The 13558-nt window shown below is 64.8% G+C and carries 16 protein-coding genes; 11 read left to right on the top strand and 5 right to left on the bottom strand.

The features are described from left to right. Positions 1 to 23: 23 nt before the first annotated feature. Complete coding sequence (locus ACN0V4_RS15550) at positions 24 to 1286, bottom strand: SulP family inorganic anion transporter (RefSeq protein ID WP_417677716.1); 1263 nt, start codon at positions 1284 to 1286, stop codon at positions 24 to 26. A gap of 270 nt (positions 1287 to 1556) precedes the next feature. Further along, positions 1557 to 2021, bottom strand: coding sequence for a hypothetical protein (locus ACN0V4_RS15545; RefSeq protein WP_417677714.1), 465 nt, complete (start codon positions 2019 to 2021; stop codon positions 1557 to 1559). Positions 2022 to 2194: 173 nt separating this feature from the next. On the opposite strand from ACN0V4_RS15545, the gene ACN0V4_RS15540 reads away from it, so the two are divergent. Continuing rightward, positions 2195 to 2485 (top strand): hypothetical protein, encoded by a 291-nt coding sequence (locus ACN0V4_RS15540; protein ID WP_417677712.1) that lies wholly within the window; start codon positions 2195 to 2197, stop codon positions 2483 to 2485. Then, complete coding sequence (locus tag ACN0V4_RS15535; RefSeq protein WP_417677710.1) at positions 2457 to 3170, top strand: winged helix-turn-helix domain-containing protein; 714 nt, start codon at positions 2457 to 2459, stop codon at positions 3168 to 3170. The genes ACN0V4_RS15540 and ACN0V4_RS15535 overlap by 29 nt, the downstream gene beginning before the upstream one ends. A gap of 39 nt (positions 3171 to 3209) precedes the next feature. Here the strand turns inward: ACN0V4_RS15535 and dapB are convergent, their stop codons facing one another. Next, positions 3210 to 4019, bottom strand: coding sequence for a 4-hydroxy-tetrahydrodipicolinate reductase (dapB, locus tag ACN0V4_RS15530; protein WP_417677708.1), 810 nt, complete (start codon positions 4017 to 4019; stop codon positions 3210 to 3212). Positions 4020 to 4108: 89 nt separating this feature from the next. On the opposite strand from dapB, the gene rbfA reads away from it, so the two are divergent. From rbfA to ACN0V4_RS15500, 6 genes are all read left to right on the top strand, one after another. After that, on the top strand, positions 4109 to 4504 hold the full coding sequence (gene rbfA, locus ACN0V4_RS15525; protein ID WP_417677706.1) for a 30S ribosome-binding factor RbfA: 396 nt from the start codon (positions 4109 to 4111) through the stop codon (positions 4502 to 4504). After that, entirely contained in the window at positions 4501 to 5238 is a 738-nt protein-coding gene (locus ACN0V4_RS15520) for a phosphodiester glycosidase family protein (RefSeq protein WP_417677704.1), read from the top strand. Before rbfA ends, ACN0V4_RS15520 begins: the two co-directional genes overlap by 4 nt. Before the next feature lie 86 nt (positions 5239 to 5324). Continuing rightward, positions 5325 to 6230, top strand: a complete 906-nt coding sequence (gene truB, locus ACN0V4_RS15515; RefSeq protein ID WP_417677702.1) for a tRNA pseudouridine(55) synthase TruB — start codon at positions 5325 to 5327, stop codon at positions 6228 to 6230. Positions 6231 to 6449: 219 nt separating this feature from the next. Next, positions 6450 to 6977, top strand: a complete 528-nt coding sequence (locus ACN0V4_RS15510; RefSeq protein ID WP_417677700.1) for a DUF1643 domain-containing protein — start codon at positions 6450 to 6452, stop codon at positions 6975 to 6977. Positions 6978 to 7115: 138 nt separating this feature from the next. After that, positions 7116 to 7385, top strand: coding sequence for a 30S ribosomal protein S15 (rpsO, locus tag ACN0V4_RS15505; RefSeq protein WP_417677698.1), 270 nt, complete (start codon positions 7116 to 7118; stop codon positions 7383 to 7385). A gap of 197 nt (positions 7386 to 7582) precedes the next feature. Continuing rightward, positions 7583 to 8056, top strand: coding sequence for a cytochrome b (locus tag ACN0V4_RS15500; RefSeq protein WP_417677696.1), 474 nt, complete (start codon positions 7583 to 7585; stop codon positions 8054 to 8056). Positions 8057 to 8065: 9 nt separating this feature from the next. Here ACN0V4_RS15500 and ACN0V4_RS15495 read toward each other — a convergent pair whose 3' ends face one another. After that, positions 8066 to 8743: an O-methyltransferase gene (locus ACN0V4_RS15495; RefSeq protein ID WP_417677694.1), complete on the bottom strand. Its 678-nt coding sequence runs from the start codon at positions 8741 to 8743 to the stop codon at positions 8066 to 8068. A gap of 269 nt (positions 8744 to 9012) precedes the next feature. Between ACN0V4_RS15495 and pnp the strand changes: the two genes are divergently transcribed. From pnp to ACN0V4_RS15480, 3 genes are all read left to right on the top strand, one after another. Next, the gene (gene pnp / locus ACN0V4_RS15490) at positions 9013 to 11157 is read left to right on the top strand and encodes a polyribonucleotide nucleotidyltransferase (RefSeq protein ID WP_417677692.1); all 2145 of its coding nucleotides are present in this window, start codon (positions 9013 to 9015) and stop codon (positions 11155 to 11157) included. Positions 11158 to 11280: 123 nt separating this feature from the next. Then, positions 11281 to 12051, top strand: coding sequence for an ORF6N domain-containing protein (locus ACN0V4_RS15485; protein WP_417677690.1), 771 nt, complete (start codon positions 11281 to 11283; stop codon positions 12049 to 12051). 34 nt (positions 12052 to 12085) lie between these two features. Beyond that, the gene (locus ACN0V4_RS15480; protein ID WP_417677688.1) at positions 12086 to 12802 is read left to right on the top strand and encodes a glycosyltransferase family 25 protein; all 717 of its coding nucleotides are present in this window, start codon (positions 12086 to 12088) and stop codon (positions 12800 to 12802) included. Between the two features lie 4 nt (positions 12803 to 12806). On the opposite strand, the gene ACN0V4_RS15475 is transcribed toward ACN0V4_RS15480, so the two are convergent. Beyond that, positions 12807 to 13460: a peroxiredoxin gene (locus ACN0V4_RS15475; protein ID WP_417677686.1), complete on the bottom strand. Its 654-nt coding sequence runs from the start codon at positions 13458 to 13460 to the stop codon at positions 12807 to 12809. Positions 13461 to 13558 lie beyond the last annotated feature (98 nt).

Genomic DNA, 13558 nt, shown 5'->3' with positions numbered 1-13558 from the left:
GACCGGGGCAGCGCAAGGGGGGATCAGCGATCGGGTGTGTGCCAATCGGCGGGCGGCACCTCGCGCCGTCTGAGCCGCAGGGCCAGGCCGACGGCGACACCGACGCCGATGGCGATGGTCAGGTCGGCCACCACGGTCAGCACCAGGGTCAGCAACAACAGCACACGGTCCGAGGGGCGCGCCTGCATGTAGTCACGCCATTTGTGCGGCTCGGTCATGTTCCAGGCGGTCAACATCAGAAGCGCCGCCAGCGCCGGCATCGCCAGATAGCCGGCCAGGGGCGCGGCCACCATCATCACGATCAGAATCGTCAGCGCATGCACCATGCCGGCCACCGGCGTCTTGCCACCGGCGCGCACGTTGGTGGCGGTCCGCGCGATGGCACCGGTCGCCGGCAGCCCGCCGAACAGCGATGAGCCGACATTGGCGATGCCCTGGGCCAGAACCTCGGCATTGGGGCGGTGATGGCCGCCGATCATCCGGTCAGCCACCATCGCCGACAGGAGCGATTCGACCCCTGCCAGGAAGGCGATCACCGCCGCCGAGGGCAGCAGTTCGATCACCCGGGAATAGCTGATCTGTGGCAGGTGGGGCATCGGCAGCCGGTCGGGCAGGGCGCCGAAGCGGGAAAAGATGGTGTCGACCGGCAGCATCAGCACCGCGGCCAGCGCCGATCCCGCCCCTACGGCCACGATCAGCCCGGGGAATCGCGGGAACAGCCGCCGCAGCACCATGATCGCCACCATGGTCAGAAGACCGATGCCGAAGCTCTGCCAGCTCACCGAATCCCGGGCGGCCCAGAGCGCCGGGAGCTTCTCGACGAAATCGGCGGGCTCATGCGCCAGACTCAGCCCGAAGAAGTTCGAAATCTGGCCGAAGCCGATGATCACCCCGATGCCGATGGTGAAACCGTTGATCACCGGTTCCGGCACGAAGGCGATCAGGCTGCCGGCCCGCAGCCAGCCGGCCACGATCAGGATCAGCCCGGCCATCAGCGTCGCCAGCACCAGCCCGTCATAGCCGTGCTGGGCGATCACCCCATAGACCACCACGATGAAGGCGCCGGTGGGGCCGCCGATCTGCACCCGGCTGCCGCCGAAGGCCGAGATCAGGAAGCCCGCCACGATGGCGGTGACCAGCCCCGCCGCCGGTTCGGCGCCCGAGGCGATGGCGATCGCCAGGCTCAGCGGCAGGGCCACCATCGCCACGGTGATGCCGGCCAGCACATCGGCGCCGAACTCCGGCATGGTATAGGTTTTAAGAGTCGTCAAAAGCTTGGGTTTCATTCCGCCCGCCCGTTCATGTCTGTCTGATTGGGCAGGGCCCTGTCGTCGCCCTCAATACGGCGGCGGCGCTATTGCGCCAGGCGGCGGGCACTCCCGTGAAATATACGGGGCCGAAACGTCGCTGCGGGTCCTGTCCGAGTCTGGATGAAGCCATCAAACGGCATTGGCGCGGCGGTTTCAACTCCCCTCCGGGCAAACCCTGGGGCAGATGTGGCAAAAAGGGCGGCCCGATGGGGCCGCCCCGTGGCGCCGAGAGGAGGGGAGCGAGGCTCAGCGCCGGTTGTCGTGGGGCTGACGGCCCGGTTGCTGGTGGGGATAGACCCTCACGTGCTTGTCGACATTGCGATAGACGTTCCGGTCGACGTTGCGCTGGATATAGACGTTGCGCTGGGGCTGCGTGTAGATCGGGCGCGGCTGCGTGTAGATCGGGCGGGGCTGGACATAGATCGGGTGCGGCTGGACATAGACCGGGCGAGGCTGGACATAGACCGGCCGCGGCGGCGCATAGACCGGACGGGGATAGGCATAGGCCGGTCGCCGCGGGACAATCACCTGACGTTCGACCACGGTGGGTCGGTTGCTGCTGTCGATCGCGGCCCCGATCAGGGCCAGTGCGGCGATCCCGGCCAGAACCTTGGCGGCATCATTGTCGGCGCGGGCGGGGGCGGTGGTGGCGGCGGTCAGGGCGACGGCAACGGCCAGACCCGAAACCAGGGCGATGAATTTGCGGTGCATGACTGTGCTCCTTTTGCGGGGTGCCTCCGACCGGGGTGGCCGAGGTCTTGGATGTCCCGACCCTGCTCCCAACCCCGCCGGACAGGCAATAACGGCACCTTGTTATCGGATATCAAAGGCACCAAAGCCCTGTGGTTATTGAATAACCGCCGCAGTCGCGGCAGGATGCCCGCATGAAACATTTCACCCTCTCCCTCGTCCTCATGCTGAGCCTTTTGGCCGCACTTCCCGCCTCGGCGGCCGAGTGTTTCGCCGATTACAAGGCCAAGCGGGACAATCCGCTGAAGCTGCATTACGGCGTGATGCAGCTTCACCAGGGCTGCGACCGGCAATCCGCTTCGGCAGAGGTTTCGGCGCGGCTCAGACAAAACGGCTGGACGCTGCTGAACGTGGTGTCGGTCTTCGGCCCCGATGGGCTTGAGGGGAGGAAGGCGAATGCCGGACGTTTCTTCCTCAAGTTCTGAGCGACCACGCGGCCGCGGCTTTCCCGGCGGCCGCGTGGTGGCCTTCGGCATCGCCGCGATTGTGGCGATTCTGGCGGCCGCGGGTGGGTTGTTGCTGCTGACCCTGCCCGACGCCAATGCCTTCAACGCGCAGGTCGAAAAGCTTTTCGTCGAGAACGATCTGACGACGGGGGCCGAGATCAAGCTCTTGGAAATCCTCGCCCAGTCCGGCACCGCCTTTTCCGACACGCTGTCGAGCTATCGGATGGTGATCTTCGTGCTGCTGGTCTTCGCCACTATGATGATGGTGGCGGCGCTGGTCTTTCTGGTGCTGCTGGCGGGGCTCAATCGCCGCATGGCGCAGGTTGAACGCGCCGGTATCCAGGTGAACTCCCTGCTGATCAGCCGGGAAGAGAACACCGTCTATCTGAACAACATGGGCTTCAAGCTGACCGCCGCCGCGATGGAGACCCTGGCGGTCCTGGCCGAGGCCCGGCTGGATGACGAGGTGCTGTCGGGGGTGGAGATCGAGGCGATGATCTCGGGCCGCGATGCCGCCGATTGCGAAGAGGCCGCCGGCGCCACCCGAATCAAGCGGCTGCGCGACACGCTGGGCAATCAGATGATCAGCGAACTTCTGGTCAAGACCATCGCCCGGCGCGGCTATATGCTGGCGATCGAAAAGGACGTGATCCGCATGGTCTGATGGATCGGGGCGATTCGTGGCCGGATCGCCCCGCCGGGATCACAGCCCCAGAACGTCGACCATATCGTATTCGCCGGGGTCCTTGTCCTGCCCCCAAAGCGCCGCCTTCAGCGCGCCACGGGCAAAGATCGCCCGGTCGGTGGCGACATGGCGCAGGATGATCCGTTCGCCATCGGCGGCGAACAAAACGTCATGTTCGCCCACGATATCGCCGCCTCGGATGGCGGAAAACCCGATGTGGCCGCGTTCGCGTGCGCCGGTGATGCCGTCGCGGCCCCGGTCGGCGACCTCGGCCAGTTTGACGCCGCGCCCCTCGGCCGCGGCCTCGCCCAGCATCAGCGCGGTGCCCGAGGGCGCATCGACCTTGTTGCGGTGATGCGCTTCGATCACCTCGATATCGAAATCCTCGTCCAGCGCGGCGGCCACCCGTTTCGTCAATTGCACCAAGAGGTTGACGCCAAGGCTCATGTTGCCGGCACGGATGATCACCGCATGGCGCGCCGCCGGCTCCAGCTTGGCGATCTGCTCGTCCGTCATGCCGGTGGTGCCGATCACATGCACCGCGCGCGCCTGCGCCGCCAAGGCCGCGAATTCCAGCGTCGTCTCCGGCGTGGTGAAGTCGATCACCGCCTGGGCGCGGGCGAAGGCCTCGAGCGGCTGATCGGTGACGGTGACGCCCAGAGGCGCGCCCCCCATCGCCTCGCCGACATCGCGGCCAACCCAGGAATGGCCCCTACGCACCACCGCCCCGACAAGATGCGCCTTGTCGCTTGCCGCCACCGTCCGGATCAGCATCTGCCCCATCCGGCCCGATGCCCCGGTCACCACGATTCCCGGCTTCATTGTCATCTCGGCGCCCTCTCGCTGTCTTGCCCCGCAAACTCCTACCGCCACAGGCACCGCTTGGCAAAGCCCCGACAAGCGCCTAGATCGGAGGAATGACACAGAACAGATTCCATGAAGGGTCCGGCCCCTCGCAGCGCCAGTTGCGGGTGAGCGAGTTGATCAGGCGCACGCTGGCCGAGGTGCTGGCGCGTGGCGATATCCATGACCCGGACCTGAACCGCATGTCGGTCACCGTGGGCGAGGTGCGCATTTCGCCGGACCTGAAGATCGCCACCGCCTATGTGTTGCCTCTGGGCGGCAAGGGGCAGGAGGATCTGGTGAAGCTTCTGGCCCGCAACAAGGGCGAGCTTCGGCGCATCATCGGCAAGAAGGCCGGGCTGAAATTCACCCCCGACCTGCGCTTCCAGCTTGACGAGACCTTCGACCAGATGGACGAAACCCGACGCATGTTGTCGCAAGACGCGGTGCGCCGCGATCTGGACACGTGATCCGCGCGGCCCTGATTCTTCTGGGCCTGCTGTTCGCCTCTGCCGCCGGCGCGGTGGAGTGTCGTGACACGGAGTACGAGGGCAACCGCTATACCTTGTGCGAGGTCGATGCCGCGCAAGAGGATCTGCGATTGTTCCTCAAGGACGACCAGGGCCAGCTGCTGGGCCAGTTCGGCGCGGTGAACGCGATGCTGGCCCCCCGGGGCGAAAAGCTCGTCTTCGCGATGAACGCCGGCATGTATCATCAGGACCGCTCTCCGGTCGGCCATTATGTCGAGCGGGGGGAGGAGTTGATGCAGGTCGTCCCGAACGCCGGGCCCGGCAACTTCGGCCTGCTGCCCAATGGCGTCTTCTGCATCCGCCCCGGCCGTGCCGATGTGGTCGAAACCCTGCGGTTTCTTGAACAAAAGCCGGCCTGCACCTATGCCAGCCAATCCGGACCGATGCTGGTGATCGACGGGGCGCTGCACCCGCGCTTCCTGCCCGACAGCACATCGCGCTATGTCCGCAACGGGGTGGGGACCAGCGCCGACGGCGCCCGCGCGGTCTTCGTGCTGTCGCGCGACGCGGTGACCTTTCATCAATTCGGCCGGGTCTTCCGCGACGCGCTGAAACTGCCGCAGGCGCTCTATTTCGATGGCAATATCTCGCGGCTCTATGCGCCGCGGATCGGCCGGGACGATCTCGGCTTCGCCTTGGGGCCGATCGTCGGCGTGGTGGAAAAGGCCAATTGACCGCCCCATCGCGGCATCGGCGAAATTGACAGTGCCGCGGTCATCGGCTAGGCCCCCGGCCTCATTCGCATGACATCGGGGACAACATGGCACGCAAACGCAAGGGGCGCGATCTTTCCGGCTGGCTGGTGGTGGACAAACCCGCCGGCATGACCTCCACCGCGGTGGTCAACAAGGTGCGCTGGGCGATGGACGCGCAGAAGGCGGGCCATGCCGGCACGCTTGACCCCGAGGCCACCGGCGTTCTCGCCGTCGCCCTGGGCGAGGCGACCAAGACCGTCCCCTTCATCACCGACGCGCTGAAAGCCTATCGCTTCACCATGCGGCTGGGCCAGGCGACCAATACTGACGACGCCGAGGGCGAGGTGATCGCGACCAGCGACGCGCGCCCGTCTGACGATCAGATCAAGGCGGCGCTGGGCCAGTTCGTCGGCGACATCATGCAGGTGCCGCCAAAATTCTCCGCCGTGAAGATCGACGGCCAGCGCGCCTATAAGCTCGCCCGGGACGGCGAGGACTTCGAGGTCGAGGCGCGCCCGCTCTGGGTTGAGGAGCTGCTGATGACCGACCGACCCGACGCCGATCATGTCGAGCTGGAAATGACCTGCGGCAAGGGCGGCTATGTCCGTTCCATCGCCCGTGATCTGGGCGCCGCGCTCGGCTGCTATGGTCATGTGGTGCGCCTGCGTCGGATCTGGTCCGGCCCCTTCGATGCCGAGGACGGGCTCAGCGTCGAGCAGATCGACGCGATGGCGAAAACCACCGAGCTCGATCAATATCTGCGCCCGCTGGAAGAGGGGCTCGCCGATCTTCCGGAGGTGAAATGCACCCCGGAAGGCGCGGCGAAGCTCCGCAACGGCAACCCCGGCATCGTGCTGCCCTCCGATGTGGAGTATGGCGATGAATGCTGGGCCTCGCTCGGCGGCAAGGCGGTGGCGGTGGGCATCTACAAGGCGGGAGAGCTGCACCCGAGCCGGGTGTTCAACCAATAGACGCCCCTGCGGGGCGTCTGCCTCCGGCGGCCGTATTGGAAACGAGAAGCAGCAGCAGTGGCGCTCCTCCGTCCAACGGGGGAGGGCGCGGTGCGGCGCTTTTTCTAGCTGAAAATATCCCGGGGGGCGGCCGCAGGCCATGGGGGGCAGAGCCCCCCTTCCGCCCGCGGTACCGATCCCCGGTTTCCAATCGTGTCCCTGAGGGGCTAAACCCCGCACATGATCACCCGCAGCCATATCAAGGGCGATGCGGCCTCTGTCGCCGTCTATTCCGATTGCGAGGCCTATCGCTACAGCCTCACCCGCGTCTGGGATCCCGAGGGCGCACGGGTGGGTTTCGTCATGCTGAACCCCTCGACGGCGACCGAGGTGCAGAACGATCCGACAGTCGAACGCTGCGAACGCCGTGCCCGGGCGCTGGGATTCGGCGGTTTTCGCGTCACCAATATCTTCGCCTGGCGCGACACCGATCCGCAGGCGATGCGCCGGGCCGTCGATCCGGTGGGGCCGGAGAATGACGCCGCCTTGATCGAGGCCGCGGCCTGGGCCGATCGGGTGATCTGCGGCTGGGGCAATCATGGCGCGCATCTGGGCCGTGGCCCGGCGGTCGAGGCGCTGTTGCGCGCCACCGGCAGACCGCTTCATCATCTGGGGCTCAGCAAGGCGGGTCATCCGAAACATCCGCTCTATATCGCCTATGCCAAGGGGCCCGAACCCTGGGAGCCGCGGGCGAGCATCCGGCCCTGAGGTTTTCCTTTGCCAAGCCGGGCAAAACCGCCTATACGCCCGCATCCCGGGCCGGAATCGGCGCGGGATTTCTCCATGGGCCTGTGCTGGACGACATCCCGGCCTGCGCCATCCCTCTAACCTGCAAAGGAGACCCCGATGTCGATTACGCCGGAAGAAAAAGCCCGCGTCATGAAGGAATACGCAACCAAGGAAGGCGACACCGGTTCGCCCGAAGTTCAGGTTGCGATCCTCAGCTCGCGCATCGCGACGCTGACCGAGCACTTCAAGACCCACAAGAAAGACAACCACGGCCGCCGTGGCCTGCTGAAGATGGTTGCCCAGCGTCGTAAGCTGCTGGATTACCTCAAGGCCAAGGACGAAGCCCGCTATCAGTCGCTGATCGAGCGTCTGGGCCTGCGTCGCTGAGCCGGAAGAGATCTTAGACGATTTCAACGCCCGTTCCCTCTGGAGCGGGCGTTTTTCTGTGCCGATTTCCCGTGGAGAGGCGCGGTATCCGGCGCTTCCAGCAAAAACGGCGGCGGATTTGCGTTCTGTCAAAGTCGCGGGCTGGGAATAGATGTATCGACGGCTCAGCATTTCTGACTGAAAGAGGGTCGAAAGCCATGCGCCGCAATCCGGATACCTTCTCGCTCGCCCAGCGTGCCCTGCATTGGGCGATGGTGGCGCTGATCCTGTTCAATCTGCTGTTGCCGCAGGCCATGGGGGGCAGGGGGCTGGATCTGGGTTTCATCCCGCCGGTGTGGCTCCATATCGCTGCCGGCAGTGCGGTGCTGATCCTGGCGGTGATCCGTCTGGCGCTGCGGCTGATCCATGGTGTGCCGCCCGAGCCCTTGGGGGCGCCGTGGGTTTTCCGAGTGTTGGCGCGCAGTGGGCAATGGGTGTTTTACCTGCTGTTCTTCGCCATGCCCGTCACCGGCCTTTTGACCTATTACGACGGGTTGGTCTGGGCGCGGTTCCTCCATGCCGATGTGCTGCGGCCGTTGTTTTGGCTGTTGATCGCGGTGCACGTCGGGCTGGCGCTGGCGCATCAATTCTATTGGAAGACCGACATGCTGGGCAAAGTCATCCGCGGCTGAGCGGGTTTTTCACCGCACCACGGCCAGGGCGAAGCCGTCCCAGCCCTTTTCGCCGGCGGTTTGGATCGCCGTGGCGTCGAGCCCGGGGTGATCGGCGATCATCTGCAGGCACTGGCGCACGCCCTGCACATTCGCATCGCCGCTGTCGGGATCGACCACCGCGCCGCCGCGCACCACATTGTCGCCGATGATGACGCTGCCCGGTCGGGTCAGCCGAAGCGCCTGGGCCAGATACTGCGGGTTGTTCGGCTTGTCGGCGTCGATGAAGACCAGATCGAAAGGCGCTTGAAGCGCGGGCAGTATCTCGAGCGCCGGGCCTTCTCGCAGATCGACGCGGTCCGACAGGCCGGCGCGGGCGATATTGGCGCGGGCGACCTCGGCATGACGGGGATTGGCCTCGATCGTCACCAGTTGCCCGTTCGAGGGCAGGGCGCGGGCCATCCAGATGGTGGAATAGCCGCCAAGGGTGCCGATCTCCAGCACCCGGCTCGCCCGCATCATCCGGATATAGAGCGCCAGCAGCTTGCCCTGCGGAGCGGAGACGTCATGCGGCGGCAGGCCGGCGCGGGCGTTTTCCGTCAGGGCCTGTTCCAGTGCCGCATCGGCGGGGCAGAGGAGGTCGCCGAAATAGCGGTCTACCGCCGCCCATTGTCCCGTCTCGCCTGCGGGGTAATCCGGAATGCGCATCTCTGGCCCCTCTGCCGTCCCATTCGCTGCGCTCTAATCGCCCGGCATGACGGGGTCGTGACAGCGTTCATGGCGCGGTCGCGGCCGAGTCGCGCCCATAACTCCCTGCTTCCCAAAACAGCGAAACTCCTGTATGCGCGCCCCATCTGAGACGTGACGCCTTCAGCCCCTGGGCACATGCGAGAGGATAGGGGGCGGCGGCAATGGGGCCGCCACGCAAACGGGAGACCCGGGATACGCCCGGGAGCGCTTCCTAACAGGAAAACACGATGTTTAATGTAACCAAGAAATCTATGCAGTGGGGCGAGGACACCCTCACTCTGGAAACCGGCAAAGTCGCACGCCAGGCCGATGGTTCGGTCATCGCGACGCTCGGTGAGACCAGCGTGATGGCCAACGTGACCTTCGCTAAGGAACAAAAGCCCGGTCAGGACTTCTTCCCGCTGACCGTGCATTACCAGGAAAAATACTACGCCGCCGGTAAAATCCCTGGCGGCTTCTTCAAACGTGAAGCCCGCCCGACCGAAAAAGAAACCCTGACCGCGCGTCTGATCGACCGGCCCTGCCGCCCGCTGTTCGTCCCCGGCTTCAAGAACGAAGTCCTGGTGATGTGCACCGTGCTGAGCCACGATCTGGTCAACGATCCCGATATCGTCGCCATGATCGCCGCCTCGGCCGCGCTGACCGTCTCGGGCGTGCCTTTCATGGGCCCGATCGCCGGCTGCCGCGTCGGCTTTGTTGACGGCGAATATGTGCTGAACCCGACCGTCGAGGACATGCATCAGCTGCGTCTGAACCCGGAACAACGCCTGGATCTGGTCGTTGCCGGCACCAAGGACGCGGTGATGATGGTGGAATCGGAAGCCTATGAGCTGACCGAGGCCGAGATGCTGGGCGCCGTGACCTTCGCGCATGAGCAAATCCAGCCGGTGATCGACCTGATCATCGCCCTGGCCGAAGACGCCGCGAAAGAGCCTTTCGACTTCACTCCGCCGGATTACAGCGCGCTTTATGCCGTGGTGAAAGCCGCCGGCGAAGCGCAGATGCATGCCGCCTTCGCGATCACCGACAAGCTGGAACGGCAAGCTGCCATTGCCGCTGCCGTCGAGGCGATCAAGGAAACGCTCACCGAAGATCAGCTTGCGGACGAGAACCTCGGCTCTGCCATCAAGAAGCTGGAATCGAACGTGCTGCGTGGCGATGTGGTCAAGAACGGCCGCCGCATCGATGGCCGTGCGCTGAACCAGGTGCGCCCGATCGTGTCGGAAACCGGCCTGCTGCCGCGGACCCATGGCTCGGCCCTGTTCACCCGTGGCGAAACCCAGGCGCTGGTGGTGACCACGCTGGGCACCGGCGATGACGAACAGTTCATCGACGCTCTGCACGGCAACTTCAAATCAAACTTCCTGCTGCACTACAACTTCCCGCCCTATTCGGTCGGCGAAGTGGGCCGTGTCGGTTCCCCGGGTCGTCGCGAGATCGGCCATGGCAAGCTGGCCTGGCGTGCGCTGCAGGCGGTTCTGCCGGCACCGACCGACTTCCCCTATACCATCCGCGTGGTCTCCGAGATCACCGAATCGAACGGCTCCTCCTCGATGGCCTCGGTCTGCGGCGGTTCGCTGTCGATGATGGATGCGGGCGTGCCGCTGAAGGCGCCGGTCGCCGGTGTGGCGATGGGCCTGGTGCTGGAAGATGATGGCTCCTATGCGGTTCTGACCGACATCCTCGGCGACGAGGATCACCTCGGCGACATGGACTTCAAGGTTGCCGGCACCTCGGAAGGCATCACCTCGCTGCAGATGGACATCAAGGTTGCGGGGATCACCCCGGCGATCATGGAAAAAGCCCTGGCGCAGGCCAAGGAAGGCCGGATGCACATCCTGGGCGAGATGTCCAAGGCGCTGAGCGAAGCGGCCGAATTCTCGGTCCACGCGCCGCGGATCGAGACCATGACCATCCCCACGGACAAGATCCGTGAAGTGATCGGCTCGGGCGGCAAGGTGATCCGCGAGATCGTGGAAACCTCGGGCGCCAAGGTCGACATCAACGACGACGGCGTGATCAAGATCGCCTCGGCCGACGGGGAAGCCATCAAGCGGGCCTATGACATGATCTATTCGATCGTGGCCGAGCCGGAAGAGGGCAAGATCTACAAGGGCAAGGTCGTGAAGATCGTCGATTTCGGCGCCTTCGTGAACTTCTTCGGCAAGCGGGACGGTCTGGTCCACGTCAGCCAGATCGAAAACCGCCGCCTGAACCATCCGTCGGATGTGCTGAAGGAAGGTCAGGAAGTCTGGGTCAAGCTGCTGGGCTTCGATGATCGCGGCAAGGTTCGCCTGTCGATGAAGATGATCGATCAGGAAACCGGCGAAGAGATGAAGAAAGAAGAGAAAACCGAGGAAGAGGCGGAGTAATCTCCTCTCACCCCCGAGTTTCACAAGCCCCGGCAGCGATGCCGGGGCTTTTTTGTTGCACCCCCGGCGTCGCCCTGCTTTCACTGAGATCACAGGCTGTGATCTCAGGATAATACCCGCTTCATGACCCTCCCTGCTCCGGCGATCATCAATCTGTTCGACGTGCCCCTGCTTCTCGACCGTGAGGCGGCACGGCTGTTCGGGGTGGAAACGCGTGTGGTGAACCAGCAAGTGTCGCGCCACAAGGCCCGGTTCACCGATGAATTTGTGCTGAAGCTGACGCCGGAACAGACCAGGCTGGTGAGATCACAATTCGTGACCTCACGGCCCGACATGACAGAGCGTCTACGCACCCCGAACGCCTTTACCGAGGAAGGCGTGATCCTTCTGGCGACCGTCCTCAATTCGGACAATGCGATCCGCGCGACCAAGGCGGTGATCCGCACCTTTGTCGAGGTCCAGCGGCTCAGCCGCGACGGTCAGAACCGGATGCCTGTTCCGGTAAAGGCGGAAGATGGGCTGCCCGTCCAGCCGGAGTTCCGCCGCAAGGTCGACACGATCGTGCGCCAACTGGCCAATGTGACCCTGAGCCCCGAGGAGCAGAACGCCGTCATGGTCGAGGCCACCCAGTTCAAGCAGGAAAGCCTCGGTGCCCTGCACGCCTGGCTGCAAAGCAAGAGCCTCGGCAATGCCGAACGCGTTGCCCGTATCCAGCGCGATCTGGCCGAAGCCGAACGCGCTCGGGCCGAAGCCGCCAAGACGATTGTCGAGACTCGTGAAAAGGAGCGGTTGGCGCTGATCCGCGAACTGCTCTTGACGATGGACCTGGAACGCGCACAGGAACAGGGCGATTATTCGGAATTCTCCCAAACCCTCAAGGGCTTGTTGAAATAGCCCCCGCCGCCCCGGATCGGTCAGAAAGCGCCCCATGCACTCCCTCATCATTCACATGTCCGCCAGCACCGCCCGCCGCCCGAATGCAGAGCGGCTTTTGCGCGATCTGCCGGAGGCGGAACTGGTCGAGGCGGTGAACGGCCGCGATTCGGCGCAGATCGCCGATGTGGTGACGGCGCCGGGCGATCTGTGGCGGCCGCGCTATCCCTTTGCGCTGCGTCCGGCCGAGATCGGTGTGTTCCTGAGCCATCGCAAATGCTGGCGGCGGATCGTGGATGCCGGCTGGGATTATGCCCTGATCGTCGAAGACGATCTGGCGGTGGACCCGGGCGGCCTTGCCCGGGCGCTTGACCTGATCGAGGCCCAGGCGACACCTGAGATGTACATTCGCCTGCCGGTCAAGCAACGCGAGACACCGGCTGCGGTTCTGGCGCAGGACGGCGACATGCGGTTCATCCTGCCGAAGGTGATCGGGCTGCAATGCATCTGCCAGGTGGTCGGGCGCGGTGCCGCCGAACGGTTGCTGCGCGCGACCGAGACCATCGACCGCCCCGTGGACACCTTCCTGCAGATGCACTGGGTCACCCACCAGCCGATCCACGCCATCCTGCCCAATGGCAACCGCGAGATCGCCCAGCAGATCGGCGGATCGACCATCCAACAAAAAACCCGCGCCAGCGGCAAGCTGGCGCGGGAATTCAATCGGGCCGTCTATCGGGCACAGGTCGCCCTGCGCCCGCAGCGGGGCTGACCGCTCAGTCCGGGTTCTTGGCGAAGCGCAGATAGGGCAGCTTCTTGTCGAGCGCGCCGTATTTCGCCTCGGCCGCGGCGTCGTCCAGCGACAGGGCAACGATCACGTCCTGACCCACGGTCCAGTTCGCCGGCACCGCCAGCGGCTGCTTGTAGGTCCGCTGCAGACCGTCCAGCGCGCGCAACACCTCGGCAAAGTTGCGGCCCACCGACATCGGGTAGATCATGATCAGCTGCACCTTCTTGTCCGGGCTGATGATGAAGACCGCGCGGACCGAGGCGCTGTCGGCGGCGGTGCGGCCATCGGGCAGATAGGCGTCAGCCGGCAGCATGTCGAACAGTTTCGCCACCTTCAGATCGCTGTCGGCGATGATCGGAAAGCTCGCCTTGGCCCCCGAGAAGCCTTCGATATCGGTCTTCCACTTCTTGTGCTCCTCGGCGCCATCGACCGACAGGCCGATCACCTTGGTGCCTCGCTTGGCCCATTCGTCGGCCAGTTGCGACACCGCCCCGAATTCCGTGGTGCAGACCGGGGTGAAGTCCTTGGGGTGCGAGAACAGGATCGCCCAGCTGTCGCCGATCCAGTCGTGAAAGCTGATCGCCCCCTGATCGGTCATCGCGGTGAAATCAGGCACAGTGTCGTTGATGCGCAGGCCCATGATATCTCTCCTCATCGTGGTCCGTTTCGATTGCGTGCTGCCACGAATGTAACCGTTCCTGCGCCGGGTTCCATCCCTGACTTGTCCCTATTCCTTTG

This window comes from Pseudodonghicola sp. (assembly GCF_048268305.1).
Lineage (GTDB): Bacteria > Pseudomonadota > Alphaproteobacteria > Rhodobacterales > Rhodobacteraceae > Pseudodonghicola.
Note: the sequence above shows the minus strand (reverse complement) of the source record. Positions and strands in the feature narration are given on the sequence as shown.

Bases quoted from the DNA above. Each gene is read 5' to 3' on its own strand.
- ACN0V4_RS15550 (WP_417677716.1), bottom strand. From the start codon at position 1,286: ATGAAACCCAAGCTTTTGACGACTCTTAAAACCTATACCATGCCGGAG.
- ACN0V4_RS15545 (WP_417677714.1), bottom strand. From the start codon at position 2,021: ATGCACCGCAAATTCATCGCCCTGGTTTCGGGTCTGGCCGTTGCCGTC.
- ACN0V4_RS15540 (WP_417677712.1), top strand. From the start codon at position 2,195: ATGAAACATTTCACCCTCTCCCTCGTCCTCATGCTGAGCCTTTTGGCC.
- ACN0V4_RS15535 (WP_417677710.1), top strand. From the start codon at position 2,457: ATGCCGGACGTTTCTTCCTCAAGTTCTGAGCGACCACGCGGCCGCGGC.
- dapB (WP_417677708.1), bottom strand. From the start codon at position 4,019: ATGACAATGAAGCCGGGAATCGTGGTGACCGGGGCATCGGGCCGGATG.
- rbfA (WP_417677706.1), top strand. From the start codon at position 4,109: ATGACACAGAACAGATTCCATGAAGGGTCCGGCCCCTCGCAGCGCCAG.
- truB (WP_417677702.1), top strand. From the start codon at position 5,325: ATGGCACGCAAACGCAAGGGGCGCGATCTTTCCGGCTGGCTGGTGGTG.
- ACN0V4_RS15510 (WP_417677700.1), top strand. From the start codon at position 6,450: ATGATCACCCGCAGCCATATCAAGGGCGATGCGGCCTCTGTCGCCGTC.
- rpsO (WP_417677698.1), top strand. From the start codon at position 7,116: ATGTCGATTACGCCGGAAGAAAAAGCCCGCGTCATGAAGGAATACGCA.
- ACN0V4_RS15500 (WP_417677696.1), top strand. From the start codon at position 7,583: ATGCGCCGCAATCCGGATACCTTCTCGCTCGCCCAGCGTGCCCTGCAT.
- ACN0V4_RS15495 (WP_417677694.1), bottom strand. From the start codon at position 8,743: ATGCGCATTCCGGATTACCCCGCAGGCGAGACGGGACAATGGGCGGCG.
- pnp (WP_417677692.1), top strand. From the start codon at position 9,013: ATGTTTAATGTAACCAAGAAATCTATGCAGTGGGGCGAGGACACCCTC.
- ACN0V4_RS15485 (WP_417677690.1), top strand. From the start codon at position 11,281: ATGACCCTCCCTGCTCCGGCGATCATCAATCTGTTCGACGTGCCCCTG.
- ACN0V4_RS15480 (WP_417677688.1), top strand. From the start codon at position 12,086: ATGCACTCCCTCATCATTCACATGTCCGCCAGCACCGCCCGCCGCCCG.
- ACN0V4_RS15475 (WP_417677686.1), bottom strand. From the start codon at position 13,460: ATGGGCCTGCGCATCAACGACACTGTGCCTGATTTCACCGCGATGACC.